Source organism: Klebsiella grimontii (genome assembly GCF_042137965.1).
In the GTDB taxonomy this organism is placed as follows: domain Bacteria; phylum Pseudomonadota; class Gammaproteobacteria; order Enterobacterales; family Enterobacteriaceae; genus Klebsiella; species Klebsiella grimontii.
Genome location: NZ_CP169721.1, coordinates 2,288,703 through 2,314,351 on the forward strand (window position 1 = coordinate 2,288,703; position 25,649 = coordinate 2,314,351).

Annotated in this window: 26 protein-coding genes and 1 other annotated feature; of the genes, 17 read left to right on the forward strand and 9 right to left on the reverse strand. The window is 53.0% G+C overall.

All coding sequences use genetic code 11. The annotated features are described in order from the left end of the window. Window positions 1–150: 150 nt before the first annotated feature. Together ACE3MN_RS10840 and ACE3MN_RS10845 are read right to left on the reverse strand one after the other, a co-directional pair. Window positions 151–648: a PH domain-containing protein gene (locus ACE3MN_RS10840; RefSeq protein WP_004898926.1), complete on the reverse strand. Its 498-nt coding sequence runs from the start codon at window positions 646–648 to the stop codon at window positions 151–153. Between the two features lie 339 nt (window positions 649–987). After that, the gene (locus ACE3MN_RS10845; RefSeq protein ID WP_375364363.1) at window positions 988–2,559 is read right to left on the reverse strand and encodes a recombinase family protein; all 1,572 of its coding nucleotides are present in this window, start codon (window positions 2,557–2,559) and stop codon (window positions 988–990) included. 89 nt (window positions 2,560–2,648) lie between these two features. Here ACE3MN_RS10845 and tonB point away from each other — a divergent pair, with 89 nt between their 5' ends. Beyond that, a complete protein-coding gene (gene tonB / locus ACE3MN_RS10850; RefSeq protein WP_217993227.1) occupies window positions 2,649–3,377 on the forward strand; it encodes a TonB system transport protein TonB in 729 nt (242 codons plus the stop codon). Window positions 3,378–3,396: 19 nt separating this feature from the next. Here the strand turns inward: tonB and ACE3MN_RS10855 are convergent, their stop codons facing one another. The 3 genes from ACE3MN_RS10855 to pfkB all read right to left on the reverse strand — a co-directional run bounded on the left by ACE3MN_RS10855 (window position 3,397) and on the right by pfkB (window position 5,685). Beyond that, on the reverse strand, window positions 3,397–4,269 hold the full coding sequence (locus ACE3MN_RS10855; RefSeq protein ID WP_024357879.1) for a fructosamine kinase family protein: 873 nt from the start codon (window positions 4,267–4,269) through the stop codon (window positions 3,397–3,399). A 106-nt stretch (window positions 4,270–4,375) separates the two neighbouring features. Then, window positions 4,376–4,660 (reverse strand): type V toxin-antitoxin system endoribonuclease antitoxin GhoS, encoded by a 285-nt coding sequence (gene ghoS, locus ACE3MN_RS10860; RefSeq protein WP_004134059.1) that lies wholly within the window; start codon window positions 4,658–4,660, stop codon window positions 4,376–4,378. A 92-nt stretch (window positions 4,661–4,752) separates the two neighbouring features. After that, a complete protein-coding gene (gene pfkB, locus ACE3MN_RS10865; RefSeq protein ID WP_024357880.1) occupies window positions 4,753–5,685 on the reverse strand; it encodes a 6-phosphofructokinase II in 933 nt (310 codons plus the stop codon). Window positions 5,686–5,975: 290 nt separating this feature from the next. On the opposite strand from pfkB, the gene ACE3MN_RS10870 reads away from it, so the two are divergent. The 11 genes from ACE3MN_RS10870 to btuC all read left to right on the forward strand — a co-directional run bounded on the left by ACE3MN_RS10870 (window position 5,976) and on the right by btuC (window position 16,035). Next, complete coding sequence (locus tag ACE3MN_RS10870; protein WP_004121674.1) at window positions 5,976–6,734, forward strand: YdiY family protein; 759 nt, start codon at window positions 5,976–5,978, stop codon at window positions 6,732–6,734. A gap of 270 nt (window positions 6,735–7,004) precedes the next feature. Further along, the gene (locus tag ACE3MN_RS10875) at window positions 7,005–7,238 is read left to right on the forward strand and encodes a hypothetical protein (RefSeq protein ID WP_064411005.1); all 234 of its coding nucleotides are present in this window, start codon (window positions 7,005–7,007) and stop codon (window positions 7,236–7,238) included. Window positions 7,239–7,687: 449 nt separating this feature from the next. After that, the gene (thrS, locus tag ACE3MN_RS10880; RefSeq protein ID WP_024357882.1) at window positions 7,688–9,616 is read left to right on the forward strand and encodes a threonine--tRNA ligase; all 1,929 of its coding nucleotides are present in this window, start codon (window positions 7,688–7,690) and stop codon (window positions 9,614–9,616) included. A 3-nt stretch (window positions 9,617–9,619) separates the two neighbouring features. Further along, window positions 9,620–10,162, forward strand: coding sequence for a translation initiation factor IF-3 (gene infC, locus ACE3MN_RS10885; RefSeq protein WP_071830666.1), 543 nt, complete (start codon window positions 9,620–9,622; stop codon window positions 10,160–10,162). A 96-nt stretch (window positions 10,163–10,258) separates the two neighbouring features. Further along, the gene (gene rpmI, locus ACE3MN_RS10890; RefSeq protein WP_001124225.1) at window positions 10,259–10,456 is read left to right on the forward strand and encodes a 50S ribosomal protein L35; all 198 of its coding nucleotides are present in this window, start codon (window positions 10,259–10,261) and stop codon (window positions 10,454–10,456) included. A gap of 50 nt (window positions 10,457–10,506) precedes the next feature. Next, window positions 10,507–10,863: a 50S ribosomal protein L20 gene (gene rplT / locus ACE3MN_RS10895; protein WP_004102963.1), complete on the forward strand. Its 357-nt coding sequence runs from the start codon at window positions 10,507–10,509 to the stop codon at window positions 10,861–10,863. A gap of 118 nt (window positions 10,864–10,981) precedes the next feature. Beyond that, window positions 10,982–11,107: a sequence feature (Phe leader region), on the forward strand. Beyond that, window positions 10,987–11,031: a pheST operon leader peptide PheM gene (gene pheM / locus ACE3MN_RS10900; protein WP_001386830.1), complete on the forward strand. Its 45-nt coding sequence runs from the start codon at window positions 10,987–10,989 to the stop codon at window positions 11,029–11,031. (Overlaps the previous feature by 45 nt.) A gap of 154 nt (window positions 11,108–11,261) precedes the next feature. Continuing rightward, window positions 11,262–12,245, forward strand: coding sequence for a phenylalanine--tRNA ligase subunit alpha (gene pheS / locus ACE3MN_RS10905; protein ID WP_004134066.1), 984 nt, complete (start codon window positions 11,262–11,264; stop codon window positions 12,243–12,245). Between the two features lie 15 nt (window positions 12,246–12,260). Continuing rightward, window positions 12,261–14,648 (forward strand): phenylalanine--tRNA ligase subunit beta, encoded by a 2,388-nt coding sequence (gene pheT / locus ACE3MN_RS10910; RefSeq protein WP_102649713.1) that lies wholly within the window; start codon window positions 12,261–12,263, stop codon window positions 14,646–14,648. 4 nt (window positions 14,649–14,652) lie between these two features. Continuing rightward, entirely contained in the window at window positions 14,653–14,952 is a 300-nt protein-coding gene (gene ihfA / locus ACE3MN_RS10915) for an integration host factor subunit alpha (RefSeq protein ID WP_004102960.1), read from the forward strand. A 96-nt stretch (window positions 14,953–15,048) separates the two neighbouring features. Beyond that, window positions 15,049–16,035 carry a vitamin B12 ABC transporter permease BtuC gene (gene btuC / locus ACE3MN_RS10920; protein WP_004134071.1) on the forward strand — a complete coding sequence of 329 codons (987 nt, stop codon included), beginning with the start codon at window positions 15,049–15,051 and terminating at the stop codon, window positions 16,033–16,035. A gap of 24 nt (window positions 16,036–16,059) precedes the next feature. Here btuC and ACE3MN_RS10925 read toward each other — a convergent pair whose 3' ends face one another. After that, the gene (locus ACE3MN_RS10925) at window positions 16,060–16,860 is read right to left on the reverse strand and encodes a MetQ/NlpA family ABC transporter substrate-binding protein (RefSeq protein WP_102649712.1); all 801 of its coding nucleotides are present in this window, start codon (window positions 16,858–16,860) and stop codon (window positions 16,060–16,062) included. Between the two features lie 224 nt (window positions 16,861–17,084). Here ACE3MN_RS10925 and ACE3MN_RS10930 point away from each other — a divergent pair, with 224 nt between their 5' ends. The 4 genes from ACE3MN_RS10930 to selO all read left to right on the forward strand — a co-directional run bounded on the left by ACE3MN_RS10930 (window position 17,085) and on the right by selO (window position 20,500). After that, window positions 17,085–17,636 (forward strand): glutathione peroxidase, encoded by a 552-nt coding sequence (locus tag ACE3MN_RS10930; protein WP_004134072.1) that lies wholly within the window; start codon window positions 17,085–17,087, stop codon window positions 17,634–17,636. After that, the gene (gene btuD, locus ACE3MN_RS10935; RefSeq protein ID WP_049088741.1) at window positions 17,636–18,385 is read left to right on the forward strand and encodes a vitamin B12 ABC transporter ATP-binding protein BtuD; all 750 of its coding nucleotides are present in this window, start codon (window positions 17,636–17,638) and stop codon (window positions 18,383–18,385) included. The genes ACE3MN_RS10930 and btuD overlap by 1 nt, the downstream gene beginning before the upstream one ends. 81 nt (window positions 18,386–18,466) lie before the next feature. Beyond that, window positions 18,467–18,931 carry an NlpC/P60 family protein gene (locus tag ACE3MN_RS10940; RefSeq protein ID WP_004134084.1) on the forward strand — a complete coding sequence of 155 codons (465 nt, stop codon included), beginning with the start codon at window positions 18,467–18,469 and terminating at the stop codon, window positions 18,929–18,931. A gap of 126 nt (window positions 18,932–19,057) precedes the next feature. Continuing rightward, window positions 19,058–20,500, forward strand: coding sequence for a protein adenylyltransferase SelO (gene selO / locus ACE3MN_RS10945; RefSeq protein ID WP_102649711.1), 1,443 nt, complete (start codon window positions 19,058–19,060; stop codon window positions 20,498–20,500). 34 nt (window positions 20,501–20,534) lie between these two features. Here selO and hemP read toward each other — a convergent pair whose 3' ends face one another. The 3 genes from hemP to ACE3MN_RS10960 all read right to left on the reverse strand — a co-directional run bounded on the left by hemP (window position 20,535) and on the right by ACE3MN_RS10960 (window position 22,914). Beyond that, window positions 20,535–20,714 (reverse strand): hemin uptake protein HemP, encoded by a 180-nt coding sequence (hemP, locus tag ACE3MN_RS10950; RefSeq protein WP_162685329.1) that lies wholly within the window; start codon window positions 20,712–20,714, stop codon window positions 20,535–20,537. Between the two features lie 165 nt (window positions 20,715–20,879). Next, the gene (gene aroH, locus ACE3MN_RS10955; protein WP_102649750.1) at window positions 20,880–21,926 is read right to left on the reverse strand and encodes a 3-deoxy-7-phosphoheptulonate synthase AroH; all 1,047 of its coding nucleotides are present in this window, start codon (window positions 21,924–21,926) and stop codon (window positions 20,880–20,882) included. Window positions 21,927–22,080: 154 nt separating this feature from the next. Beyond that, window positions 22,081–22,914 (reverse strand): pyruvate, water dikinase regulatory protein, encoded by an 834-nt coding sequence (locus tag ACE3MN_RS10960; RefSeq protein ID WP_004119141.1) that lies wholly within the window; start codon window positions 22,912–22,914, stop codon window positions 22,081–22,083. A gap of 342 nt (window positions 22,915–23,256) precedes the next feature. Between ACE3MN_RS10960 and ppsA the strand changes: the two genes are divergently transcribed. Further along, entirely contained in the window at window positions 23,257–25,635 is a 2,379-nt protein-coding gene (gene ppsA, locus ACE3MN_RS10965; protein ID WP_024357890.1) for a phosphoenolpyruvate synthase, read from the forward strand. Window positions 25,636–25,649: the final 14 nt, after the last annotated feature.

Here is a 25,649-nt window from a genome sequence, read left to right on the forward strand (position 1 = left end):
GTTCAATAACTCATTTTCGGGGTGAACTGGTTCACTAATTCGGTACCTGTTGAGGTATACCTTAACCAGACCAAAAAAATGACAGGAGAAAAAAGAAGGGGTAAGCGGAGATTGAGGGGCAACCTAAAGAGGAAGCCCCAGAAAAATTTATTAAGCCGAGGTTTCTTTTTCTTCTAAGAAATTGTTAACAATTCTGCGGAAATCAAGAGGTTTCTTAATTGATGGAATCGGCGTACCTGTACCGCCAGTTCCTTTTACAACAACCGTACCGTAACCCAGCAAGCGCCCTAAAAGCCCTTGATTGATACTGATACTTTCAACCTTTTCAAGGCGCAACTCGATGGTTGAGCGACGAATAAAACCGAATTTTGCAATGATACGTTTGTTGGTCAGCGCGAGTTCCGTTGTTGCAACCTTAACAACAACATTAAGCAGCATAAACAGCCCCAGAAACAGAAAGACCCAGCCTACGCTATTTGGATGAGCTTCCCCTTCTTTCGCTGCTGCCGATGCCATGAATCCACCAAAAGCAATGAAAAGAAAGAACAGCGAAACAATAATAGTGATAAGGAATGATAACCATGAGACATGTGCCCTCACGATAACCTCTTCACCTTTGGATAAGTTTGAATCAACGTAACTTGCCATGCACAATTCCTTCGCAATAGTAATAATCCGAAACATTATAAAATGTTTTCTGTTTGTAAATACATAGTGTCAGCCGATTTTTAGTGACATCCTCTGAGCATCAGTGAGTAAACTAACAGAATCAGTCCTGTAGCCTTACGTGAAACAGTAAAACGCCCTCAACCGTTGGTATCACTGGGCTGATGGTGAAACTTCAGATGCCTTGATACACTGATAAACCCTGTTAATAAAGTGATTATTTATGCGGTTTTTGCAGTATTATCAGGGTTGTGGTGTTTATTTATGCATATTTCAAAAATGAAAAAGGGAAGCCGTCAGGTCATAGCGTAAAATCTCTTGCTAAGAACGTTTTGTAACCTGCTTACCAGACTTCCTGAACTCTTCATCAGATGTAATGACGCTGAACATATCGATGTCTTTAGGTGACGGGGATGACACAACTTGCTTCATTAAATCCTGCGATAACACAGGGGATAAGTCTCTTGATTTTCCAATTACAGTACCGTTTCGAAGCGTGATTATTATCATTTCACGTTGCAACTCGATGGATTGTACGAATTTTGACAGTATGAGTTGTGCTTCTACTCTCCCTGCTTTGGTCGTCAAGTCAATCTCCGACAGGTGATGTAACGGCTTATCACTCAATGTTTCACGCTGATTGAGTTCGTCTAATTCACTTTGCATGTTACTGCGTTGAATGTTCAGTTCTTTGACCTGTTCTTTAAGCTCTGTAACATCATCCAGTTCGAGAAGCAGGGTGGCTGCCTTTTTTAACTTGCTGGTGACCAACGAAATTTGATACTCAATCTCAGCTTTACGTTTATCTGTGTTGTTACCATCAGACCTCTCAAGGAAGCCAACGATGTTATCAAGCATCCATTTATCAAAGGGTTTACGTTTAATGGTAGGAACATTGCAACGACCATCAGGGACATTGTTACAACGGTAGACACCTTGATAGGTTGCCTTGACGCCTGTGGGATGTACTGAGGCACCACATTGACAGCGAATGATTCCCTTAAACAGATTGATAGTAATTGGATTGTCACTGGCTGGCGCTCTGCCTACACGATTTTTTGACAGAATTTCCTGAGCCTTATTAAAGGTGGCAATATCAATCGCTGGTTCATAGTAGTTGGGGATAGCGGGGCGGTCATTACGCTTGGATGCCGCCAGTGTTCCAACGGTTGACTCAGAGCGTAAGATAGTACGGACAGAGTGAACACTAAAGCCATTCGCTTTTTCACGTCGAGAGAATGACTTAATGTTGTTTGCCTGAAGGTAACGAGCAATGTTGTGAAGAGATTCACCAGAAAGGAGCAAATCGAAAATTGTCACAACGGTTGATGAATGCTCGTTAAGTTTACGAGTATCAGGGTCAATCCAGCCAGGGACATTTTTAGTCAGTTGCTGTTTGCCTTCTAATGCAAGCTGTGCTCTATGCTCCCATGCAGCACTTACCTTGATTGATTTCTCTTTTGATTGCTGATGTGCGATGTGTGCGGCTATCTTCAACTGAATAGATGTATCAAGGTCATCAATATTGGTGCTGGTGTAGATTTTGCCTGATTCGAGACAAATCACATCGACACCTTTACCCGTAATGAGGTCTACAAGGCTTTCGGTATTACGTGCTTTCTGTCGGTTAAGACGGGTTTCTGATTCGACAAGTAAGACAGTTTGCCCTGACAGGTACTTACCATCCTGTATGTTTTGAAGCATTCGTCCAAAATCGCCTTTCAGATGGTGACCGTGATATGCCGATGCACCTTCATCTGAGAATTCATCGACAACTTTTGCATCAGGGTTATCTTTCAGCCATCTCTCAAATAGACCTTTCTGGCGGCGTATTGAGTCACCACGTTCTTGTGGCTTACTGCTGAAACGAAGGTATGTAATTACTTGACGCATAGTGATAGACTCGACGTAAATGATTATCAATTAGCAAAGAACCTTGAAAAACTATGGCTTATGCTACCTCGCCGAATAGCTCAAATACAATGACCTTTGATTTACCTCGCCGCTTTCCGTGGCCCACGCTACTGTCTGTGGTTATCCACGGCGGTGTTGTCGCGGCGCTGCTCTATACTTCGGTACATCAGGTTATTGAACGGCCGTCACCCTCACAGCCCATTGAGATTACTATGGTGGCCCCGGCAGATCTGGAACCGCCTCAGGCGGCTCAGCCGGTCGTTGAACCCATCGTTGAACCGGAACCAGAGCCGGAATCGGAAGTGATTCCTGAACCGCCAAAAGAGGCGCCGGTCGTTATCCATAAACCGAAACCTAAACCGAAGCCAAAGCCTAAACCGAAGCCGGAAAAAAAGGTTGAGCAACCGAAGCGTGATGTAAAACCGGCGGAAACGCGCCCGGCCTCGCCGTTTGAAAATACAAATACGGCGCCAGCGCGCACCGCGCCGAGCACCTCAACCGCGAACGCTAAACCGACCGTCACGGCGCCGACCGGACCGCGGGCGTTAAGCCGTGGAGAACCGAGCTATCCTGCTCGTGCGCAGGCGCTGCGCATTGAAGGGAATGTTCGGGTTAAGTTCGACGTCACGGCGGAAGGGCGCGTGGATAACGTGCAGATCCTCTCTGCCCAGCCGGCCAACATGTTTGAGCGTGAAGTGAAAAACGCTTTACGTAAATGGCGCTATGAACCGGGTAAACCAGGAACCGGCATTACCATGACCATTCAGTTCCGCCTGAAAGGCGTACAAATCAGCTAATCCGCATAAGCAAGGCCCCTTACGGGGCCTTATCCATGAACACGTCATCAAGCGCTTTCTGCGCCGTCACCAGATGTTGTCCGCCAAACAGAATTGCGCGATTCAGCAGCGTATAGAGCTGGTAGATGGGTTGCCGCTCAAGAAACCCGGACGGTAGCGGCGAAACGGATTGATAGCCATCATAGATTTGCGGCGGCTGTTCCGGATGCAGCGGGAGCATCGCCAGATCGCATTCGCGATCGCCCCAGTAGCAAGCGGGGTCGAAAATATAGGGTCCGTTTGGCCCAAGCGCGCAGTTACCGGACCATAAATCACCGTGGAGCAGCGACGGCTGCGGCTGATGATTGCTCAACCGCTGCTGAATAATATCAACAAGGCTATCGATATCGCCAAAATGCAGGCCTTTCTCGGCGGCGAGCTCGAGCTGCCAGCCGATGCGCTGTTCGGCAAAGAACGTGGACCAGCGACGCTGCCAGGCGTTCGGCTGGGGAGTCGTGGAAAGGTCATTGTCAAAATCCAGACCAAACTGCGGCTGATCGCTCCATTGATGCAAATGGGCGATTTGCTGGCCTAACAGGAAAGCGTTGTGCGCATCCAGCGGGCGAGGGGGGAGATATTCCATGACCAGAAAACTATAATCACGATCGCTGCCTACGGCAAAAACCTGCGGTACGTTCACGGTTTTACTTCGCGACAGCAGCTCAAGCTGGTCTGCCTCGGCCGTGAAGATGGGTAAAAGCTCACGTTCGTCGCATTTTACGAAGTAATCGCGTCCGCCAAAGCGTAAATGCCAGGCGGCGTGGATCTCTCCACCGGGTAGTTCGTTTCGCAGTTCGATTTCAGCTGCTTCGGTATGCAAATCGCTTAACAAATTGCTGATAGCTTGCCACATGCCGTCTCTCCCCATGTCTTCCAACATTTCATAAGGTTAGCGCATAACCCCGGCGTAAAATTCGAACTGACGCACAACTGAACGTTTTCCGTTGCGTCAATCGCACTTATTGAGCTTTTATCCACTCGCTGAATGTTGACACGGTGACGTCAACGGCTCTTCCCAGCGCGGTTTCGGCCAAACCCGCGCTTAACGCTTTAACTTCATCGGCATTCTGCATGGAAAGCAGGCCGAAGGTATTGGTGCCGAGCTCGTGGACGTTCCCTTCATCATCGTTTAAGACAAGGGTAAACCCGGCGCGAGTGAGATGATTACTGAGTTCGTTAATTTCCGTTAACGTCTCTTCGTGGAAACGAACCGTGACGACCCAGGCGGTAATTTCGCTACTCATTTTTCACCCCGTTGTTATCCATGGCATTTTTAGCATAGACCATCATGCTGATTTGGCGACTCCCTCCGTTTTGCCAGAGGGAGAGAAGGAGATTATAAACCGCGCAGATAATCGTAGATTTTTTGCGTATTTTCCTGCGAGCAAAGGCGGGTGCCCTGATTGATGGTGGCCGCGCTACCCGCCGCGACGCCAAAGCGAACCATATCTTCAAGCGAGGCATTTTCCGCCAGCCTTAAGGTCATCGCGCCAACCATGCTGTCACCGGCGCCGACGGTACTCTGGCTTTTCATCGGCGGCGGTACGACCTGAACGCTACCATCGGCGTCAACACCAAGCGCTCCCTGTGCTCCCAGGGAGACGACGACGCGCTGGACTTTGCCGGAACGAATTAACTCTTGCGCGGCGAGCCGCACATCATCCGGCTGGCTCAGATCCCGCTGGACCAGCGCGCTCAGCTCTTTCTGGTTCGGTTTAACCAGTTCAATATTGCCGACATCAAGCGCTGCGGCGAGAGCATCGCCGGAACTATCAACAATACAGCGCAATCCATGCCGCTGCGCGTTTTTCACCAGCTGCGTCAGGTTTTCGACGCTGATGCCCGGCGGCAGACTGCCGCTAATTACCAGCAGCGAGCCGGGGGCGATAGTGAGAACTTTTTCCTCAATGAGGCGGAGCTCATCCGCAGTTAATGCGGCGCCAGGCATCACGAAACGATATTGCTCGCCGCTGGCGTTCACATGAACGTGAAGATTCTGCCGCGTCCAGTCGTGAGTCTCTACCGTATCGACGGGAACGTGTTCATCCGTCAGCAGCGCTGTCAGGTGTTCACCCGTTGCGCCGCCGACGGGAAAGATAGCCGTGGCGCTGCCGCCAAGAAAAGTGATGGCTCGCGCCACGTTAATACCGCCGCCTCCGGGTTCAAATACGGGGGCGCTACAGCGTAGCTTGCCTTCCGGGTAAATTTGCGGGGTTTGCGTGGCGCTGTCGAGCGAGGGGGCTAACGTGAGCGTATAGATTTTGGTCATCCGGTTTCCTCCATAATACGAATTTAGCTGCTCTGATTTTTAAGCATGGCACTTAAAGGAGGTAAGGGGAAGCGACGACTAGCTTATGCCCCGGTACCCCATTTTATCTTTATGAAATAAAAATTGTTTTGCGAAGCGTCTTATACAAAAAACGAAAGAGTAATTGATTGCTAAGTTAATCGTGCTTTTTTATAATTTACTCCCTTTCTTAGGACCGGCTATTAGCGATCCTCGCGAAAGCTCCCGGGACCCTCCTGGTCTCCTTATAGGTTGTACGGACTTAAAATTAAATGAAGCTTTTGAAGACAGTACCCGCAGCGGTGATGCTGGCGGGAGGGCTCTTTGCGTCTGCGTGCGCAATGGCCGATGATTCCGTTTTTACTGTCATGGATGACCCTTCTTCTGCAAAAAAACCTTTCGAAGGTACTGTTAACGCCGGTTATCTGGCGCAGTCCGGCAATACGAAAAGTTCCTCAATGACCGCCGACTCCACGTTGACCTGGTATGGCGATACCACCGCATGGTCGCTGTGGGGAAATGCCAGCAATACGTCGTCAAACGATCAGCGCTCTTCGGAAAAGTACGCGGTGGGCGGACGTAGCCGTTATAACCTGACCGACCAGAATTATCTTTTTGGTCAGGCGAGCTGGCTGACGGATCGTTACAATGGTTATCAGCAGCGTGATGTGTTCACCGCGGGTTATGGTCGTCAGATCATGAACGGCCCGGTACACAGCCTGCGTTTTGAATTTGGTCCTGGCGTACGCTATGACGAGTATACCGATGGTGATAATGATACTCAGCCGTTGGGCTATGCTTCCGGTACCTACGCCTGGCAGATGACCGATAACGCCAAATTTACCCAAGGCGTCTCGGTATTCGGCGCTGAAGATACGACGCTGAACTCTGAAAGTGCGTTAAACGTTGCGATTAACGCGCACTTTGCCCTCAAAGTAGCCTATAACCTGACGTGGAACTCTGAACCGCCGTCATCGGCGCCGGAACATACCGATCGCCGCACCACGCTATCGCTCGGTTATAAAATGTAATATTTTCAGGCCGGATATTCCGGCCTGATTGTTTTAAATTTAGCAATAAGTGGCATTATTATTTTTGGTCTCTTGTTTTGTTTTTTATAAAAAGAAATGGTCTCCATAATTTCCTCATAATTGCTATTTTGCTGACAAATATGCAGTCAATTTGACACGAAAAGATAAATATTGGGTCGGACAAAAATGTGATCTGGATCTATACTGTTCAACACAGGCGGAGATAACGAATCCGTTCTATTATCTGCAACAAATAAGAGAATGACTATCATGAGAAATAGCAAAATCGCACTCGCGGCCGTGATGCTGTGCACGCTGTCTTTTGGCGCATTTGCCGCCGCTTCCGCACCGCAGCCGGGTAATCACGATCGTACGCCAGTGGGCATTGCCAAAGCGACCGATGTCGAAGCGGGCTCCAACATTGCTCCGGGCTCACAATCAACCGGACAGTCAATGAACGACGCGTTTGATGTTCATAAACTTGTCGCCGGCGAATGGTCCTGATATTTAAACACCATTCATAACTTCTCTTTTATTATTTCGTCAAGCAGTAAACCGGGTAATGCTGTACCGGTTTCGCTTTCCGCGTTTGGTGTTAAATCGTCATAATTTATGTGAAATCATAAATATTCTATATGCGTCATATCGCGCTGTCGTCGTTTCTTCCGATCTATCGCTGAAGCAATTATGCAGCGTTTGTTACGCCGCCCCCTTTTTTTTCCATCAACAATAACCATTTAGTCTTATGTGACTTTTATCACGCACTAATGATGTGTAAACTAACCCTCGGTGTTATCAACAGGCGGCTGCAGGTGGGGACGTGTCGGTGAACGAGCGTGCACATATTTTCGCAGAGTGAAGCGGGAACTGGGTCTGAACTTGTTGATAATTATGATTATATTGTTTTGTATGTGCTCTTTCGTGCGGGGCACCACTGCAAATAAGGACATGAAATGCCTGTAATTACACTTCCTGATGGCAGCCAACGCCATTTTGATCACGCTGTGAGCCCGATGGACGTCGCTCTGGATATTGGCCCCGGTCTGGCGAAAGCCACTATCGCTGGTCGTGTCAACGGCGAGCTGGTTGACGCCTGTGACTTAATTGAAAACGACGCAACGCTCTCTATCATCACCGCGAAAGATGAAGATGGTCTTGAGATTATTCGTCACTCCTGTGCGCACCTTTTGGGGCATGCGATTAAACAGCTGTGGCCAAATACCAAAATGGCGATCGGCCCGGTTGTCGACAATGGTTTCTACTACGATGTCGATCTGGACCATACCCTGACCCAGGAAGATATCGACGCGCTCGAAAAACGTATGCATGAGCTCGCCGAGAAAAACTACGACGTTATTAAGAAGAAAGTCAGCTGGCACGAAGCGCGTGAAACCTTTGTGAAGCGTGGCGAGAGCTATAAAGTCTCTATTCTTGATGAAAACATTGCTCATGATGACAAGCCTGGCTTGTATCATCACGAAGAATATGTCGACATGTGCCGTGGGCCGCATGTGCCGAATATGCGTTTCTGCCATCACTTCAAACTGATGAAGACCGCTGGCGCCTACTGGCGCGGCGATAGCAACAATAAAATGCTGCAGCGCATCTACGGTACCGCCTGGGCAGATAAGAAAGCGCTGAATGCCTATCTGCAGCGCCTGGAAGAAGCCGCTAAGCGCGATCACCGTAAAATCGGTAAGCAGCTCGACCTGTATCATATGCAGGAAGAGGCGCCGGGTATGGTGTTCTGGCATAATGACGGATGGACTATCTTCCGCGAACTGGAAACTTTTGTGCGTTCTAAGCTGAAAGAGTACCAGTATCAGGAAGTTAAAGGCCCGTTTATGATGGACCGTGTGCTGTGGGAAAAAACCGGCCACTGGGACAACTATAAAGATGCGATGTTTACCACTTCTTCCGAGAACCGTGAATACTGCATCAAGCCGATGAACTGCCCGGGTCACGTGCAGATCTTCAACCAGGGCCTGAAATCCTACCGCGATCTGCCATTACGTATGGCTGAATTCGGTAGCTGCCATCGCAATGAGCCGTCAGGCGCGCTGCATGGCCTGATGCGCGTACGCGGGTTTACTCAGGACGATGCCCATATTTTCTGTACTGAAGATCAGGTTCGTGATGAAGTTAACGCCTGTATTCGTATGGTCTACGATATGTACAGCACCTTCGGCTTCGAGAAAATCGTCGTCAAGCTGTCAACTCGCCCGGAAAAACGCATCGGTAGTGATGAGACATGGGATCGTGCTGAAGCGGATCTGGCGGTGGCGCTGGAAGAGAACAATATCCCGTTTGAATATCAACTGGGTGAAGGCGCCTTCTATGGTCCGAAAATTGAATTTACCCTGTATGACTGCCTCGATCGTGCATGGCAGTGCGGTACTGTACAGCTGGACTTCTCCCTGCCGCAGCGTTTAAGCGCCTCCTATGTTGGCGAAAATAACGAACGACAGGTACCGGTAATGATTCACCGTGCGATTCTTGGTTCGCTGGAGCGCTTTATTGGCATCCTGACCGAAGAGTTTGCCGGCTTCTTCCCAAGCTGGCTTGCGCCAGTGCAGGTTGTGATCATGAATATTACTGATTCTCAGGCTGAATACGTTAACGAATTGACGCGTAAACTACAAAATGCGGGCATTCGCGTAAAAGCAGACTTGAGAAATGAGAAGATAGGCTTTAAAATCCGCGAGCACACTTTACGTCGTGTCCCTTACATGTTGGTCTGTGGCGACAAAGAGGTAGAAGCTGGCAAAGTTGCCGTGCGTACCCGTCGTGGCAAAGACTTGGGCAGCCTGGACGTAAATGAAGTTATCGAGAAGCTGCAACAAGAGATTCGCAGCCGCAGTCTAAAACAACTGGAGGAATAAGGTATTAAAGGCGGAAAACGAGTTCAAACGGCACGTCCGAATCGTATCAATGGCGAGATTCGCGCCCTGGAAGTTCGCTTAACAGGTCTGGAAGGCGAAGCTTTGGGTATTGTGAGTCTGAGAGAAGCTATCGAAAAAGCTGAAGAAGCTGGAGTAGATTTAGTTGAAATCAGCCCTAACGCCGAACCGCCAGTTTGTCGTATCATGGACTACGGCAAGTTCCTTTATGAAAAGAGCAAGTCTTCTAAGGAACAGAAGAAAAAGCAAAAAGTTATTCAGGTCAAGGAAATCAAATTCCGACCTGGCACCGATGATGGCGACTACCAGGTAAAACTCCGCAGCCTGGTTCGCTTTCTGGAAGAGGGTGATAAAGCTAAGATCACGCTGCGTTTCCGCGGCCGTGAGATGGCTCACCAGCAGATCGGGATGGAAGTGCTTACCCGCGTCCGTGACGATCTGAGTGAACTGGCAGTAGTCGAATCCTTCCCAACGAAGATCGAAGGCCGCCAGATGATCATGGTGCTCGCTCCTAAGAAGAAACAGTAAGGCCTTCAAGTAGCAATGTCTGTGGAGCCTTTAGGTTCCGCAGCTGTTGTTCGCCTATGTTTCGTTTATTAACAATGCGAAGTGGAAGTTATTAAAATGCCAAAAATTAAGACCGTACGCGGTGCTGCTAAGCGCTTCAAAAAAACCGGTAAAGGTGGTTTTAAGCACAAGCACGCTAACCTGCGTCACATTCTGACCAAAAAAGCTACTAAGCGTAAACGTCACCTGCGTCCGAAAGCCATGGTTTCCAAAGGCGATCTGGGCCTGGTCATCGCGTGCCTGCCGTACGCATAAGTCGTTAACCCTTTTAACTTTTTAATTAGAATAGATACAGGAGAGCACATATGGCTCGCGTAAAACGTGGTGTAGTTGCCCGTGCACGTCACAAGAAAATTTTGAAACAAGCTAAAGGCTACTACGGTGCGCGTTCTCGCGTATACCGCGTTGCCTTCCAGGCTGTTATCAAAGCTGGTCAGTACGCTTATCGTGACCGTCGTCAGAAAAAGCGTCAGTTCCGTCAACTGTGGATTGCGCGTATCAACGCAGCAGCACGTCAGAACGGTATTTCTTACAGCAAATTCATCAACGGCCTGAAAAAAGCCTCTGTTGAAATCGACCGTAAGATCCTGGCTGACATCGCAGTATTCGACAAATTAGCGTTCACCGCGCTGGTCGAAAAAGCGAAAGCAGCTCTGGCATAAGCCAGTTGAAAGAGGGAGCTTGTCTCCCTCTTTTCGTTTCAAGGCTATCAATACATTGACTTTTATCCGCGTAAGCATTTCAATATCGGTCTTACGTTTTTTACCAGACAAGGTAATGCAAGCATGAATGCTGCTATTTTCCGCTTCTTTTTTTACTTTAGCACCTGAACTCAGGAGGCTAGCGCGTGAAAGAAGAAACGGAAAACAGCGCCAAAAAGCCTCCCCCTGTGGAGGCTTTTTTTGTATCTGAACTGGCTCGTTCTATTTCAAGCTCCAGACGCGTGGGTTGACCTGAATCATTCGGTCAACTGAAGGATTACCTACGGTCTGCGGCTCGAAATAGTGAGAGCAAAATAATAACCATAACCGGTGTCTGCACCGACATAATGAGGAAAACCATGTCACATCTCGCAGAGCTGGTTGCCAGTGCGAAGGCAGCCATTAACGAGGCATCAGATGTTGCTGCGCTGGACAACGTCCGCGTGGAATACCTGGGTAAAAAAGGGCTTCTGACCCTTCAGATGACGACCCTGCGCGAGCTGCCTGCTGAAGAGCGCCCGGCAGCCGGCGCGGTTATCAACGAAGCCAAAGAGCAGGTCCAGCAGGCGCTTAACGCGCGTAAGACCGAGCTCGAAAGCGCAGCGCTTAACGCGCGCTTGGCCTCGGAAACCATTGATGTCTCTCTGCCGGGACGTCGTATTGAGAACGGCGGACTGCACCCGGTTACCCGCACCATCGACCGTATCGAAAGTTTCTTCGGTGAGCTCGGCTTTACCGTCGCGACCGGCCCGGAAATCGAAGATGACTACCACAACTTCGATGCGCTGAATATTCCTGGCCACCATCCGGCACGCGCTGACCACGACACTTTCTGGTTCGATGCGACGCGCCTCCTGCGTACGCAAACTTCAGGTGTGCAGATCCGTACCATGGCTAACCAGCAGCCGCCGATCCGCATTATTGCGCCAGGCCGCGTGTATCGTAACGACTACGATCAGACCCACACCCCAATGTTCCATCAGATGGAAGGCCTGATCGTTGATACCAACATCAGCTTTACCAATCTGAAGGGAACGCTGCACGATTTCCTGCGTAACTTCTTTGAAGAAGATCTGCAGATTCGTTTTCGTCCGTCCTATTTCCCGTTCACCGAGCCCTCTGCGGAAGTTGACGTCATGGGCAAAAACGGCAAATGGCTGGAAGTGCTCGGCTGCGGTATGGTGCATCCAAACGTACTGCGCAACGTGGGTATCGATCCGGAAATCTATTCCGGCTTTGCCTTCGGCATGGGCATGGAGCGTCTGACCATGCTGCGCTACGGCGTGACCGACTTACGCGCGTTCTTCGAAAACGATCTGCGTTTCCTCAAACAGTTTAAATAAGGGCAGGACAGAACAATGAAATTCAGTGAACTGTGGTTACGCGAGTGGGTTAACCCAGCTATCGATAGCGAAGCGCTGTCGGACCAGATAACGATGGCCGGGCTTGAGGTTGACGGCGTTGAGCCGGTCGCGGGCAGCTTCAACGGCGTTGTTGTTGGCGAAGTGGTCGAGTGCGCTCAGCACCCTAATGCCGACAAACTGCGCGTGACAAAAATCAACGTCGGCGGCGAACGCCTGCTGAATATCGTGTGCGGCGCGCCGAACTGCCGTCAGGGCCTGAAGGTTGCCGTGGCGACCATCGGCGCCGTCCTGCCGGGCGATTTTAAAATTAAAGCGGCAAAGCTGCGCGGTGAGCCGTCGGAAGGCATGCTGTGCTCCTTCTCCGAACTGGGTATTTCCGACGATCACAGCGGCATTATTGAACTGCCCGCCGATGCGCCGTTGGGTACCGATATCCGTGAATATCTGAAGCTCGACGATAACACTATCGAAATCAGCGTCACGCCGAACCGTGCCGACTGTCTCGGTATTATCGGCGTGGCCCGTGATGTCGCCGTGCTCAACAAGGCGCCGTTGAATGTCCCGGAAATGCCCCCGGTAGCCGCCACCGTCAATGACGTTCTGCCAATCCAGGTCGATGCGCCAGAAGCGTGTCCGCGCTATCTGGGGCGCGTGGTAAAAGGCATTAATGTCAAAGCGCCGACCCCGTTATGGATGAAAGAGAAGCTGCGCCGCTGCGGTATTCGCTCCATCGATGCGGTGGTTGACGTGACCAACTACGTCCTGCTCGAGCTGGGCCAGCCGATGCATGCCTTCGATAAAGACCGCATTGAAGGCGGAATTGTCGTGCGTATGGCGCATGAAGGAGAAAGCCTGGTCCTGCTGGACGGCTCCGAGGCTAAGCTGGACACCGATACTCTGGTGATTGCTGACCATCAGAAAGCTCTGGCCATGGGGGGGATTTTCGGCGGCGAGCACTCCGGCGTAAACGATGAAACGCAAAACGTTCTGCTGGAATGCGCGTTCTTCAGCCCGCTGTCCATTACCGGGCGCGCCCGCCGTCATGGCCTGCATACCGATGCTTCCCACCGCTACGAGCGCGGCGTGGACTCCGCGTTGCAGTATCAGGCGATGGAGCGTGCGACCCGCCTGCTGATGGATATTTGCGGCGGCGAAGCTGGCCCGATCATTGACGTCACCAACGAAGCGACCCTGCCGAAGCCTGCGACCATCCAGCTTCGCCGCAGCAAGTTGGATCGTCTGATTGGTCACCACGTTGAGGATGCGCAGGTTAGCGATATTCTTCGTCGTCTGGGCTGTGACGTCACCGAAGGCCAGGACGAGTGGCAAGCCGTCGCGCCGAGCTGGCGTTTCGATATTGCCATCGAAGAGGATCTGGTCGAAGAAGTCGCCCGCGTCTATGGTTATAACAATATTCCTGACGAACCGGTGCAAGCGGGCCTGATCATGGGCACCCACCGCGAAGCGGATCTGTCGCTTAAGCGCGTGAAAACGCTGCTCAACGACAAAGGCTATCAGGAAGTGATTACCTACAGCTTCGTTGATCCGAAAGTACAGCAGTGGATCCACCCCGGCGAAGAAGCGCTGATTCTGCCGAGCCCGATCTCCAGCGAAATGTCGGCGATGCGCCTGTCATTGTGGACCGGCCTGTTAGGGACGGTGGTCTACAACCAGAACCGTCAGCAGAGCCGCGTACGCATCTTTGAGAGCGGTTTACGCTTTGTTCCTGATACTCAGGCTCCGCTGGGCATTCGTCAGGATGTGATGCTGGCCGGCGTGATTTGCGGTAACCGTTATGAAGAACACTGGAACCTGGCAAAAGAGACCGTCGATTTCTATGATTTAAAAGGCGATCTGGAGTCGGTCCTCGACCTCACCGGCAAGCTGTCCGACATCGAATTCCGCATCGAAGCCAATAATGCGCTTCATCCGGGTCAGTCGGCGGCGATTTATCTGAAAGGTGAACGTATTGGTTTTATTGGGGTTGTTCATCCTGAGCTGGAACGTAAGCTGGATCTGAACGGTCGCACTTTGGTCTTTGAACTGGAGTGGAGCAAGCTTGCAGACCGCGTGGTGCCTCAGGCGCGTGAAGTTTCTCGCTTCCCGGCGAACCGTCGCGACATCGCCGTCGTTGTGGCAGAAAACGTTCCCGCTGCCGATGTTTTAGCCGAGTGTAAGAAAGTTGGCGTAAATCAGGTAGTTGGCGTAAACTTATTTGACGTGTACCGCGGCAAGGGCGTAGCAGAGGGTTTCAAGAGCCTCGCTATCAGCCTTATCCTCCAGGATACCAGCCGTACACTCGAAGAAGAGGAGATTGCCGCTACCGTCGCCAAATGTGTAGAGGCATTGAAAGAGCGATTCCAGGCATCATTGAGGGATTGAACCTATGGCGCTTACAAAAGCTGAAATGTCAGAATATCTGTTTGATAAGCTTGGGCTTAGCAAGCGGGATGCCAAAGAGCTGGTAGAGTTATTTTTCGAAGAGGTCCGTCGCGCTCTGGAAAACGGAGAGCAGGTAAAACTCTCCGGGTTCGGCAATTTCGATTTGCGAGATAAGAACCAACGCCCGGGCCGTAACCCGAAAACGGGAGAGGATATCCCTATTACAGCCCGGCGAGTGGTGACTTTCAGACCTGGCCAGAAGCTAAAAAGCCGTGTCGAAAATGCGTCACCCAGAGATAAGTAATCTGAACTAACTAAAAAGGCCGCTATGCGGCCTTTTTTCTTTTCCTGGCCGAATACCGTAAAATCAACCACATCCTTTTTCTCGATTCAGAAATCTATGCTGACCTTTGCTCAAATTCAACGGCGCCGGAACCGGCGCTGGCTTGCGGTATTAACGTTGCTGCTGCTGGTCACGTCGACCATCAGCCTGTGCGCCGGCGATCAGTGGATTGGCCCCGGAGAATGGTTTAGCGCCAAAGGTGAGCTGTTTATCTGGCAGATTCGTCTGCCGCGCACCCTGGCCGTCCTGCTGGTGGGGGCCGCGCTGGCGCTGTCCGGGGCGATTATGCAGGCGCTGTTTGAAAATCCGCTGGCGGAGCCTGGGCTGCTAGGGGTATCAAACGGGGCTGGGGTTGGCCTGATAGCTGCCGTCTTGCTGGGAAAAGGCATGCTTCCAGGCTGGGCGCTCGGGCTATGCGCGATTGCTGGCGCGCTGGTTATTACCTTTATTTTACTGCGTTTTGCCCGGCGGCATCTCTCAACCAGTCGCCTGCTGCTGGCGGGGGTCGCGCTCGGCATCATTTGTAGCGCCCTGATGACCTGGGCGGTCTATTTCTCCACCTCTTTCGATCTCCGCCAACTGATGTACTGGATGATGGGCGGCTTTGGCGGCGTGGACTGGCAGCAGCTGTGGCTGATGCTGGCGCTGCTGCCGGTGCTGGCCTGGGTGTGTCTGCAATCGCAGCCGCTCAATCTGTTAGCGCTGGGGGAGGTTTCCGCACGTCAGCTGGGGTTGCCGCTATGGCTATGGCGTAAAGTGCTGGTGGTCGCTACCGGTTGGCTGGTGGGCGTCAGCGTGGCGCTGGCGGGAGCGATTGGCTTTATCGGTCTGGTTATTCCGCATATTTTGCGGCTATGTGGTTTGAGCGATCACCGCGCGCTGCTTCCGGCCTGTCTGTTAGCGGGAGCCAGCGCTCTGCTGGGGGCGGATATCGTCGCGCGTCTGGCGCTCTCGGCGGCGGAATTGCCGATTGGCGTGGTCACCGCCACCCTGGGTGCGCCGGTGTTCATCTGGTTATTATTAAAATCAGGCCGCCCGCAGTGACGGGCGGCCGTAAGCGGTGGCTAATTACCAGCCCTTAATCGCATCGCCTTTGTAGACTTCCGCTGCCTTGTCGGCAACCGCTTGAGTCTGGAAGGCCTCTTTCAGCTCCTGAACCTTTTTGCTGTCTTTATTCTCTTCGCGTGAAACGATGGCGTTGACGTACGGCGAGTCCGGACCTTCCATAAATAAACCATCGCGGGCGGCCGACAGGCCGGCCTGGGCAGAGAAGTTGGTGTTAATAATCGACAGGGCGACATTCGGGTCGTCAAGGGTACGGGTCAGCTGCGGCGTGTCGACTTCGACGATTTTTAGCTGTTTAGGATTGTCGATAATATCCAGCGTTGTAGGCAGATAGCCTGTCCCTTCTTTTAGCTTGATTAAACCTTGCGCCTGCAGCAGCAGCAGGCTGCGGCCCAGGGTTGTGGTTTCGTTAGAAATGGAAATCGTCGCGCCGTCAGGCAGTTCGCTGATATTTTTGATTTTCTTCGAGTAGGCGGCGATCGGGAAAACGAAGGTTTTACCGACAATCGCAAACTTATAGCCGCGCTCTTTTGATTGCGCCTCAAGGTAAGGCAGCGTCTGGAAGGCGTTAGCATCGACGTCTTTATTGTTCAGCGCTTCGTTCGGCAGTACGTAATCATTAAATGAGATAACCTCCACGTCGAGGTTATATTTCTCTTTGGCCACCTGTTCTACGACTTTCCAGATAGCCTCATCCGGCCCGGTATTAATGGCGACTTTGATCTTATTATCTTCATCCGGTGTGCAGGCCGCCAGCAGCGCGACGGAGGCCGCAATTAACACCGTGCTAAACATCTTCTTCATCAATAAAACTCTCTTAAATTAACAATTAACGAAATGCTATTACATCCATTCATCACTGTACACTGAATTGCGTGCTCCCGGTGTTGAGATGAATTCATGTTGTATGGCCTGTTACATCAAGAGACACTCCCGGGGGATTCAAAGTAGAATGACCCGGTCTGAATCCGCTACAGTAGATAGGGATCACCTGAAGCAGAAACCGGTTTATTCACTGAGGGAAGGCTATGCAACACGATATTCTCAATACTGAAGTCACCACCATCGATGGTGAAACCACAACGCTTGCCCCATGGGCGGGCAAAGTGCTGCTGATCGTTAACGTTGCTTCAAAATGCGGCCTGACGCCGCAGTATGAGCAGCTGGAAGCGCTGCAAAAAGCGTTTGAAAGCGAAGGTTTTAGCGTGCTGGGCTTCCCGTGCAACCAGTTCCTGGGGCAGGAGCCGGGCAGCGAAGAAGAGATTAAAACCTTCTGTAGCACCACCTACGGCGTCACTTTCCCGATGTTCAGCAAAATTGACGTCAACGGCGAGCATCGCGCGCCTCTATATCAGAAGCTGGTTGATGCCGCCCCGCAGGCCGTCGCGCCGGAAGGCAGCGGTTTTTATGAGCGCATGGCCAGTAAAGGCAGGGCGCCGCTGTATGTCGATGATATTCTATGGAACTTTGAAAAATTCCTGATTGGCCGGGACGGACAGGTTATCGGTCGTTTCTCACCGGATATGACGCCGGATGACCCCCAGCTGGTGGCCGCCATTAAAGGAGCTTTAGCGAAATAATGCCGTTTTTGATGCAGCTACAGGACGTAGAAGAGGCGGGGCGGCTGGCGCCGTTTTCAGCGGATATCCGGCCGGGAGAGATTATCCATCTGGTAGGGCCAAACGGCGCGGGGAAAAGCACGCTGCTGGCGCGTATGGCGGGACTTTCTACCGGACCGGGGCGGGTCAAACTGAATGAACGCCCTCTGAAGGATTGGCCTGCTCAGGAGCTGGCGCGTCATCGGGCCTATTTAAGTCAACACCAGATGCCGCCTTTCGCGATGCCGGTCTGGCATTATCTGTCGCTGCATCTGCATAACGACGCGCAAAACGCCCTGCTGACGGCTATCGCGGAGAAACTGGGCTTAGGCGATAAGCTTGGGCGCCAGGTGAATCACATCTCTGGTGGGGAGTGGCAGCGCGTGCGGCTGGCGGCGGTAATACTGCAGATTCATCGGCAGGCTAATCCGGTCGGGCAATTGCTCTTGCTGGATGAACCAATGAACAGCCTGGACGTGGCGCAGCAGTCCGCGCTCGATCGCGTATTAAATGAGCTCTGCGCATCCGGGGTTGCTATTGTGATGAGCAGCCACGACCTTAATCATACCCTCCGGCATGCCCATCGCGCCTGGCTTATCTGCCGGGGGAAAACCATCGCCTGCGGTAGTACCGCTGAAGTCCTTAACGAAGAAAACTTAACCGCCGCCTACGCCATGGACTTCCAGAGAGTCGAGGTGGCTGGTCATCTTATGCTCGTTCCGTCACAGTAGCACGCAGTCAGCTTGCCAGCGAATTGATAAACAAGCTAAATTATTCTGCTAACAGGATAAGGAACAGAGGATTCGTCTGAGATGCGTTTCTGGCTCGTTTTGTGTGTTGCGTTATTTCTGGCGGGTTGTAGCAGTCACCGGGCGCCGCCGCCAAATCCACGGCTGGCTGATTCGATTACCGTTGTGGCCAACCTGAATGAGCAGTTAAGGAACTGGCGGGGAGCGCCTTATCGCTACGGCGGCATGTCGCCGCGCGGCGTTGATTGCTCCGGGTTTGTGTTAATGACCTTTCGCGATAAGTTCGCGCTGCAGCTACCGCGTGAGACACGCGAGCAGGCGGAGATCGGCACCAAAATTGATAAGAGCGAACTGCTGCCCGGCGATCTGGTCTTTTTCAAGACCGGCTCCGGAGAGAGCGGTCTGCACGTCGGTATTTACGACACGGACAACCAGTTTATCCACGCCTCCACCAGCCAGGGCGTGACGCGCTCATCGCTGGATAATGTCTACTGGCATAAAAAATTCTGGCAGGCGCGAAGGATCTAACGTCAGCCGCCACCGGGCAATGGCAGAAGCGCGCACAATCCCCGTGCGGCTTATTATGGCAATAACCCCGTACTCGCCCCGTGTTAATAATTTGTTGAAAGCACTACACTGAAGGCAGGAGGAACCATGACCCTGTCTTTTACTACCCACTGGCGTGATGAACTGCCGGATTTTTACACTGCTTTAGCCCCCACGCCGCTGGAGAATGCGCGGCTTGTCTGGCACAACGCGCCGCTGGCGCGATCGCTGGGCGTCGCCGAGTCGTTATTTAGCCCGGAGAAGGGCGCTGGCGTATGGGGCGGCGAAACGCTGCTGCCGGGAATGTCGCCGCTGGCGCAGGTCTACAGCGGCCACCAGTTCGGCTCCTGGGCCGGGCAGCTCGGCGACGGGCGCGGCATTCTGCTCGGCGAACAGCAGCTCGCGGACGGTCGTCGCTTTGACTGGCACCTGAAAGGCGCCGGGCTCACTCCCTATTCACGGATGGGGGACGGACGGGCGGTGCTGCGCTCAACGATCCGCGAGGGGCTGGCCTCGGAAGCAATGCATGCGCTGGGCATTCCCACCACTCGCGCGCTGGCGATAGTGGCCAGCGACACCCCGGTATACCGTGAAACCGTTGAACGCGGGGCGATGCTGATGCGGCTGGCGGAAAGCCACGTACGGTTTGGCCATTTTGAGCACTTCTACTACCGCCGCGAGCCGCTCAAAGTGCAGCAGCTGGCGGATTACGTGATCCATCACCACTGGCCGCATCTGCAAAATGAAGCGGATAAGTACATTGCCTGGTACAGCGACGTGGTCGCCCGAACGGCTGAAATGATTGCCAGCTGGCAAACGGTCGGCTTTGCGCACGGGGTAATGAATACCGATAACATGTCGATCCTCGGCCTGACGATGGACTACGGTCCATACGGTTTCCTTGACGATTTCCAGCCGGGATTTATCTGTAACCATTCCGATTATCAGGGGCGCTATAGCTTTGATAATCAGCCGGCGGTAGGGCTATGGAATCTGCAACGGCTGGCGCAGACGCTGTCGCCGTTTATCAGCGCGGAGTTATTGAACGGCGCGCTGGATAGTTACCAGCACGCGCTGCTCACGGCATATGGCCGCCGCATGCGCGACAAGCTTGGCCTGTTTACCCAGCAAAAAGGGGATAACGAGCTGCTGGACGGTCTGTTTGCCTTAATGGCGCGCGAAGGCAGCGACTATACGCGGACCTTCCGAATGCTCAGCGCCAGCGAGCAAGAGAGCGCCGCTTCGCCGCTACGCGATGAGTTTATCGACCGCGAGACCTTCGATAGCTGGTTTGCCGATTATCGCGCGCGCCTGCGTGATGAACAGGTTGACGATGCGCAAAGGCAGGCGCGGATGCGCAGCGTGAATCCGGCGCTGGTGCTGCGCAACTGGCTGGCGCAGCGGGCAATTGAACTGGCGGAGCAGGGAGATATGAGCGAGCTGGAACGTCTGCATAATGCGCTATCCCAGCCTTTTATCGACAGGACGGATGATTATGTCAATCGTCCTCCTGACTGGGGAAGGCGTCTTGAGGTGAGCTGTTCCAGCTAGTCGTTATTATCCCTGCCTTAATCGGCGGGGATAATTATTTGGTCAGGATCAGCTTACCTGAATGAGTCTGGCGCAGCAGGTAGCGCTGACCGCCGTGTTCAATCACTACCCGTCCCTCGCTGCCTAATAATGTGCGGCTGCTTATCTCTCTGTCCGTCGGAACAGGGTACGGGGCATTGTCTTTAGTTTTTTCTGCTGTGGCAGTGTTATCCATACGCGTCATAGCACTAAAAATAAAAATCAAGGTAACAATGATAATCATTATCAATAATGTTGTTTTTCACGGCAAGCATTATTTATCGAAATAGCCGATTTAGCCGGTGAACGAGCGGACGAGGGCGGGAAATAACCCCGCCGCGGAGACGGCGGGGAGGGGGAACTACAGGCGAGTGGCGGTTGCGGCGGCTAATTCATCCAGCAGCCGTTCGCTATCGTCCCAGCTCAGGCAGGGATCGGTAATCGACTGCCCCCAGGCCAGCGGCTGGCCTGCGACCACCTTCTGCGTGCCTTCCTGAAGGAAACTCTCGGCCATGATCCCGGCGATAGCGGTCGAGCCGGCGCGGATCTGCTGGCAGATATCGGCGCACACCTCCAGCTGACGGCGGTGCTGTTTCTGGCAATTGCCGTGGCTAAAATCCACCACCAGCTGTTCCGGCAGGTCGAACTCAGCCAGCGCTTGACCGGCTGCGGCGATATCGGCAGCGTGGTAATTTGGTTTTTTGCCGCCGCGCATAATGATATGACCGTACGGATTACCGCTGGTCTGATAGATCGTCATTTGCCCCTGCTTATCCGGCGACAGGAACATATGGCTGGCGCGGGAAGCGCGGATAGCGTCTACGGCGATACGGGTATTGCCATCGGTACCGTTCTTAAAGCCCACCGGGCAAGAGAGCGCCGAGGCCATTTCGCGGTGGATTTGGCTCTCGGTCGTACGCGCGCCAATAGCGCCCCAGCTTATCAAGTCGGCAATAAACTGCCCGGTCACCATATCGAGAAACTCGGTGGCGGTCGGTACGCCCAGTTCATTGACCTGCAGCAGCAGGCTACGCGCCAGCTCGAGGCCGTGATTCACCCGATAGCTGCCGTTGAGGTCGGGGTCGGCGATCAGCCCCTTCCAGCCGACCACCGTGCGCGGCTTCTCAAAATAGGTGCGCATCACGATTTCCAGCTGCGGCTGGTAACGTTCGCGCATGCCCTGCAGGCGGCGCGCATACTCCATCGCCGCATCAATGTCGTGGATGGAGCACGGACCGATCACCACCAGCAGGCGACGGTCCTCACCGTTGAGGATTCTCTCAATGCGGCGGCGCGAAGCGGAGACGTGAGCTGCTGCTTCGGCAGACACAGGATGCCGTTGCGCCAGTTCCGCGGGCGTTACCAGGCTTTCAATGCGCGCGGTACGCAATTCGTCTGTTTTATTCATTGGGGTCTCAAAAATCTGTTTCTTCCGCGGCGAAAATGCCGGGAAGTGATGCGCATCACGATAAACCAATCCCCGCTTATTGCAAGAGCAGGGCATGATCCTGTATAGGCCACGGGTGATAGCATAAACAAATTTTTAATAATGTACTAGTGTGTTAGTACATTCTGCGGCTTAACCCCATAATATCCATGATTTTGGTGGCGATCTCTTCCACGGAATAGTTGGTACTGTTCAGGCAAGGTATCTTGTTTTTGCGGTAAAGCGCTTCGACTTCGGTCACTTCCATCCGGCACTGACGCATAGAAGCATAGCGGCTGTTTTCGCGTCGCTCTTCGCGGATGGCCGCCAGGCGCTCTGGATTGATCGTTAAGCCGAAGAGCTTGTGCTGTAGCGGCTTGAGGGAGGCCGGAAGAATCAGATTGTCCATATCATCGGCGATAAACGGGTAGTTGGCGGCGCGGATACCGTACTGCATCGCCAGGTACAGGCTGGTAGGGGTTTTCCCGCAGCGCGAAACGCCGAGGAGGATCACCTGGGCCTGGTCGAGGTTGCGCAGCGAAATGCCGTCATCGTGGGCAAGGGTATAATCGATAGCGGCGATGCGCGCGTCATATTTGTTGAGGTTGCCCGGCGTCAGGCCGTGGGTTCGGTGAGCGATGGGCGTCGGGTCAAGGCGCAATTCCTGCTGCAGGGGGGCCACCAGCGCCTGAACGATATCCTGACAAAAGCCTTCGCTTTGTATGATGATGTCGCGGATTTCCGGCAGCACGATGGAGTAGAACACCAGCGGTCGAATGCCGGTCTGCTGGAAAATGGCGTCAATTTGCTCCTTCACGGCGCGCGCGCGGCTGATATTTTCGACAAACGGCAGGGTTACGCTGCTGGTGGCGACCGGGAATTGCGACATGACCGCATGACCCAGCACTTCCGCCGTAATAGCGGTACCGTCGGAAATATAAAAGACGTGGCGATCTACAGCACTTTCCATTTTGACCATCCGGTATAATGAGTTTAATTGTCTGAAAGCTGATATTAAATTTAAGCATAACGCTCCAGGCTTTGTCTCATATTTAAAAAATGAAACGCTATTTTTATTTTTAATGAAAAGGTGAGTTCATTTTTCGCAACCGCGTATCTTTTGTATCAAATTTCATCAGATTTCTGAAGAATCATTAGCTTAGCTATATCTGGCAAAGAATCCTAAAAACGAAAAAATAATTTGCTTGAACGATTCACCGTTTCTTTCAGCTGGATAAATATGTCAGGATAAATCTCGTAGTCGATCGTGAATTATTTATCACTGGTATTAAATCACAAAAGGATTGTCTCGATGTCCAACAATGGCTCGTCACCGCTGGTGCTTTGGTATAACCAACTCGGCATGAATGATGTAGACAGGGTTGGGGGCAAAAATGCCTCCCTTGGTGAAATGATTACAAATCTGTCGGGTATGGGCGTTTCCGTACCGAACGGGTTTGCCACCACCGCTGATGCCTTTAATCAGTTTTTGGACCAAAGCGGTGTTAACCAGCGCATTTATGAACTGCTGGATGAAACCGACATTGACGACGTTTCCGCATTAGCGAAAGCGGGCGCACAGATCCGTCAGTGGATCATCGATACGCCGTTCCAGAGCGAACTGGAAAATGCGATTCGTGATGCCTATACCCAGCTCTCCGCCGATGACGCTGAGGCCTCTTTTGCCGTGCGCTCCTCGGCGACGGCGGAAGATATGCCGGACGCTTCCTTCGCCGGTCAGCAAGAGACATTCCTTAACGTGCAGGGCTTTGACGCCGTGCTCGTCGCGGTGAAGCACGTGTTTGCTTCGCTGTTTAACGATCGCGCCATTTCCTACCGCGTGCATCAGGGGTACGATCATCGCGGGGTGGCGCTTTCCGCCGGGGTGCAGAGGATGGTCCGTTCCGATCTGGCCTCGTCCGGCGTGATGTTCTCCATCGATACCGAATCCGGTTTTGACCAGGTGGTGTTTATCACCTCCGCCTGGGGACTCGGCGAAATGGTGGTGCAGGGGGCGGTCAACCCCGATGAGTTCTACGTCCATAAACCGACGCTGGAAGCGGGCCGTCCGGCCATCGTCCGCCGCACCATGGGGTCGAAAAAGATCCGCATGGTTTACGCCCCTACCCAGGAGCACGGCAAGCAGGTGCGTATCGAAGACGTGCCGCAGGCGCAGCGCGACGTTTTCTCGTTGACCGATGCGGAAGTGCAGGAGCTGGCGCAGCAGGCGCTACAAATCGAAAAACACTACAACCGCCCAATGGATATCGAGTGGGCGAAGGATGGTCATACCGGTAAGCTATTTATCGTGCAGGCCCGTCCGGAAACCGTCCGTTCGCGCGGCCAGGTCATGGAGCGTTATACCCTCCATGCGCAAGGACAGATTATTTCGGAAGGGCGCGCTATCGGCCATCGCATCGGCGCGGGTCCGGTAAAGGTCATTCACGATATCAGCGAAATGAACCGCATCGAGCCCGGCGACGTGCTGGTGACCGACATGACCGACCCGGACTGGGAACCGATCATGAAAAAAGCGGCGGCGATCGTCACCAACCGCGGCGGGCGTACCTGTCATGCGGCGATTATCGCGCGTGAGCTGGGGATCCCGGCGGTGGTTGGCTGCGGCAACGCCACCGATCGCATCCAGGAAAACCAGAACGTGACCGTCTCCTGCGCGGAAGGTGATACCGGCTACGTGTATGCCGAAATCCTCGACTTCAGCGTGAAGAGCTCCAGCGTTGGCGCGATGCCGGATCTGCCGCTGAAGATCATGATGAACGTCGGCAACCCGGACCGCGCCTTTGACTTTGCCTGCCTGCCGAACGAAGGCGTAGGCCTGGCGCGACTGGAGTTCATCATCAACCGTATGATCGGCGTCCACCCGCGCGCGTTGCTGGAGTTTGACGATCAGGAGCCGGGTTTGCAGAACGAAATCCGCGAGCTGATGAAAGGCTACGACTCGCCGAGAGAGTTTTACGTCGGTCGCCTGACGGAAGGGATCTCGACGCTGGGCGCGGCATTCTTCCCGAAACGAGTGATTGTGCGTCTTTCCGACTTTAAATCTAACGAATACGCCAATCTGGTCGGCGGCGAACGTTATGAGCCGGAAGAGGAGAACCCGATGCTGGGCTTCCGCGGGGCCGGCCGTTATGTGTCCGAAAGCTTCCGCGACTGCTTCGCGTTGGAATGTGAAGCGGTTAAACGGGTGCGTAACGACATGGGGCTGACCAACGTCGAAATCATGGTGCCGTTTGTCCGCACCGTCGCGCAGGCAAAAGCGGTAGTTGAAGAGCTGGAACGCCAGGGCCTCAAGCGCGGCGAAAACGGCCTGAAGCTGATTATGATGTGTGAAATCCCATCGAATGCGCTGCTGGCTGAACAGTTCCTCGAATACTTCGACGGCTTCTCTATCGGATCTAACGATATGACGCAGCTGGCGCTGGGCCTGGACCGTGACTCCGGCGTGGTCTCCGAACTGTTCGATGAGCGTAACGATGCGGTGAAAGCGCTGCTGTCGATGGCCATTCGCGCGGCGAAGAAACAGGGCAAATATGTCGGTATCTGCGGGCAGGGTCCGTCCGACCACGAAGATTTTGCCGCCTGGCTGATGGAAGAGGGGATCGATAGCCTGTCTCTGAACCCGGATACGGTCGTGCAAACCTGGCTCGGCCTGGCGGAATTGAATAAGTAAGTTCGCGCCGCATT

What these genes read in the sequence shown, in the direction of transcription:
- ACE3MN_RS10840 (WP_004898926.1), bottom strand. Translation starts at nt 648, where the DNA reads ATGGCAAGTTACGTTGATTCAAACTTATCCAAAGGTGAAGAGGTTATC.
- ACE3MN_RS10845 (WP_375364363.1), bottom strand. Translation starts at nt 2,559, where the DNA reads ATGCGTCAAGTAATTACATACCTTCGTTTCAGCAGTAAGCCACAAGAA.
- tonB (WP_217993227.1), top strand. Translation starts at nt 2,649, where the DNA reads ATGACCTTTGATTTACCTCGCCGCTTTCCGTGGCCCACGCTACTGTCT.
- ACE3MN_RS10855 (WP_024357879.1), bottom strand. Translation starts at nt 4,269, where the DNA reads ATGTGGCAAGCTATCAGCAATTTGTTAAGCGATTTGCATACCGAAGCA.
- ghoS (WP_004134059.1), bottom strand. Translation starts at nt 4,660, where the DNA reads ATGAGTAGCGAAATTACCGCCTGGGTCGTCACGGTTCGTTTCCACGAA.
- pfkB (WP_024357880.1), bottom strand. Translation starts at nt 5,685, where the DNA reads ATGACCAAAATCTATACGCTCACGTTAGCCCCCTCGCTCGACAGCGCC.
- ACE3MN_RS10870 (WP_004121674.1), top strand. Translation starts at nt 5,976, where the DNA reads ATGAAGCTTTTGAAGACAGTACCCGCAGCGGTGATGCTGGCGGGAGGG.
- ACE3MN_RS10875 (WP_064411005.1), top strand. Translation starts at nt 7,005, where the DNA reads ATGAGAAATAGCAAAATCGCACTCGCGGCCGTGATGCTGTGCACGCTG.
- thrS (WP_024357882.1), top strand. Translation starts at nt 7,688, where the DNA reads ATGCCTGTAATTACACTTCCTGATGGCAGCCAACGCCATTTTGATCAC.
- rpmI (WP_001124225.1), top strand. Translation starts at nt 10,259, where the DNA reads ATGCCAAAAATTAAGACCGTACGCGGTGCTGCTAAGCGCTTCAAAAAA.
- rplT (WP_004102963.1), top strand. Translation starts at nt 10,507, where the DNA reads ATGGCTCGCGTAAAACGTGGTGTAGTTGCCCGTGCACGTCACAAGAAA.
- pheS (WP_004134066.1), top strand. Translation starts at nt 11,262, where the DNA reads ATGTCACATCTCGCAGAGCTGGTTGCCAGTGCGAAGGCAGCCATTAAC.
- pheT (WP_102649713.1), top strand. Translation starts at nt 12,261, where the DNA reads ATGAAATTCAGTGAACTGTGGTTACGCGAGTGGGTTAACCCAGCTATC.
- ihfA (WP_004102960.1), top strand. Translation starts at nt 14,653, where the DNA reads ATGGCGCTTACAAAAGCTGAAATGTCAGAATATCTGTTTGATAAGCTT.
- btuC (WP_004134071.1), top strand. Translation starts at nt 15,049, where the DNA reads ATGCTGACCTTTGCTCAAATTCAACGGCGCCGGAACCGGCGCTGGCTT.
- ACE3MN_RS10925 (WP_102649712.1), bottom strand. Translation starts at nt 16,860, where the DNA reads ATGAAGAAGATGTTTAGCACGGTGTTAATTGCGGCCTCCGTCGCGCTG.
- ACE3MN_RS10930 (WP_004134072.1), top strand. Translation starts at nt 17,085, where the DNA reads ATGCAACACGATATTCTCAATACTGAAGTCACCACCATCGATGGTGAA.
- btuD (WP_049088741.1), top strand. Translation starts at nt 17,636, where the DNA reads ATGCCGTTTTTGATGCAGCTACAGGACGTAGAAGAGGCGGGGCGGCTG.
- ACE3MN_RS10940 (WP_004134084.1), top strand. Translation starts at nt 18,467, where the DNA reads ATGCGTTTCTGGCTCGTTTTGTGTGTTGCGTTATTTCTGGCGGGTTGT.
- selO (WP_102649711.1), top strand. Translation starts at nt 19,058, where the DNA reads ATGACCCTGTCTTTTACTACCCACTGGCGTGATGAACTGCCGGATTTT.
- hemP (WP_162685329.1), bottom strand. Translation starts at nt 20,714, where the DNA reads ATGGATAACACTGCCACAGCAGAAAAAACTAAAGACAATGCCCCGTAC.
- aroH (WP_102649750.1), bottom strand. Translation starts at nt 21,926, where the DNA reads ATGAATAAAACAGACGAATTGCGTACCGCGCGCATTGAAAGCCTGGTA.
- ACE3MN_RS10960 (WP_004119141.1), bottom strand. Translation starts at nt 22,914, where the DNA reads ATGGAAAGTGCTGTAGATCGCCACGTCTTTTATATTTCCGACGGTACC.
- ppsA (WP_024357890.1), top strand. Translation starts at nt 23,257, where the DNA reads ATGTCCAACAATGGCTCGTCACCGCTGGTGCTTTGGTATAACCAACTC.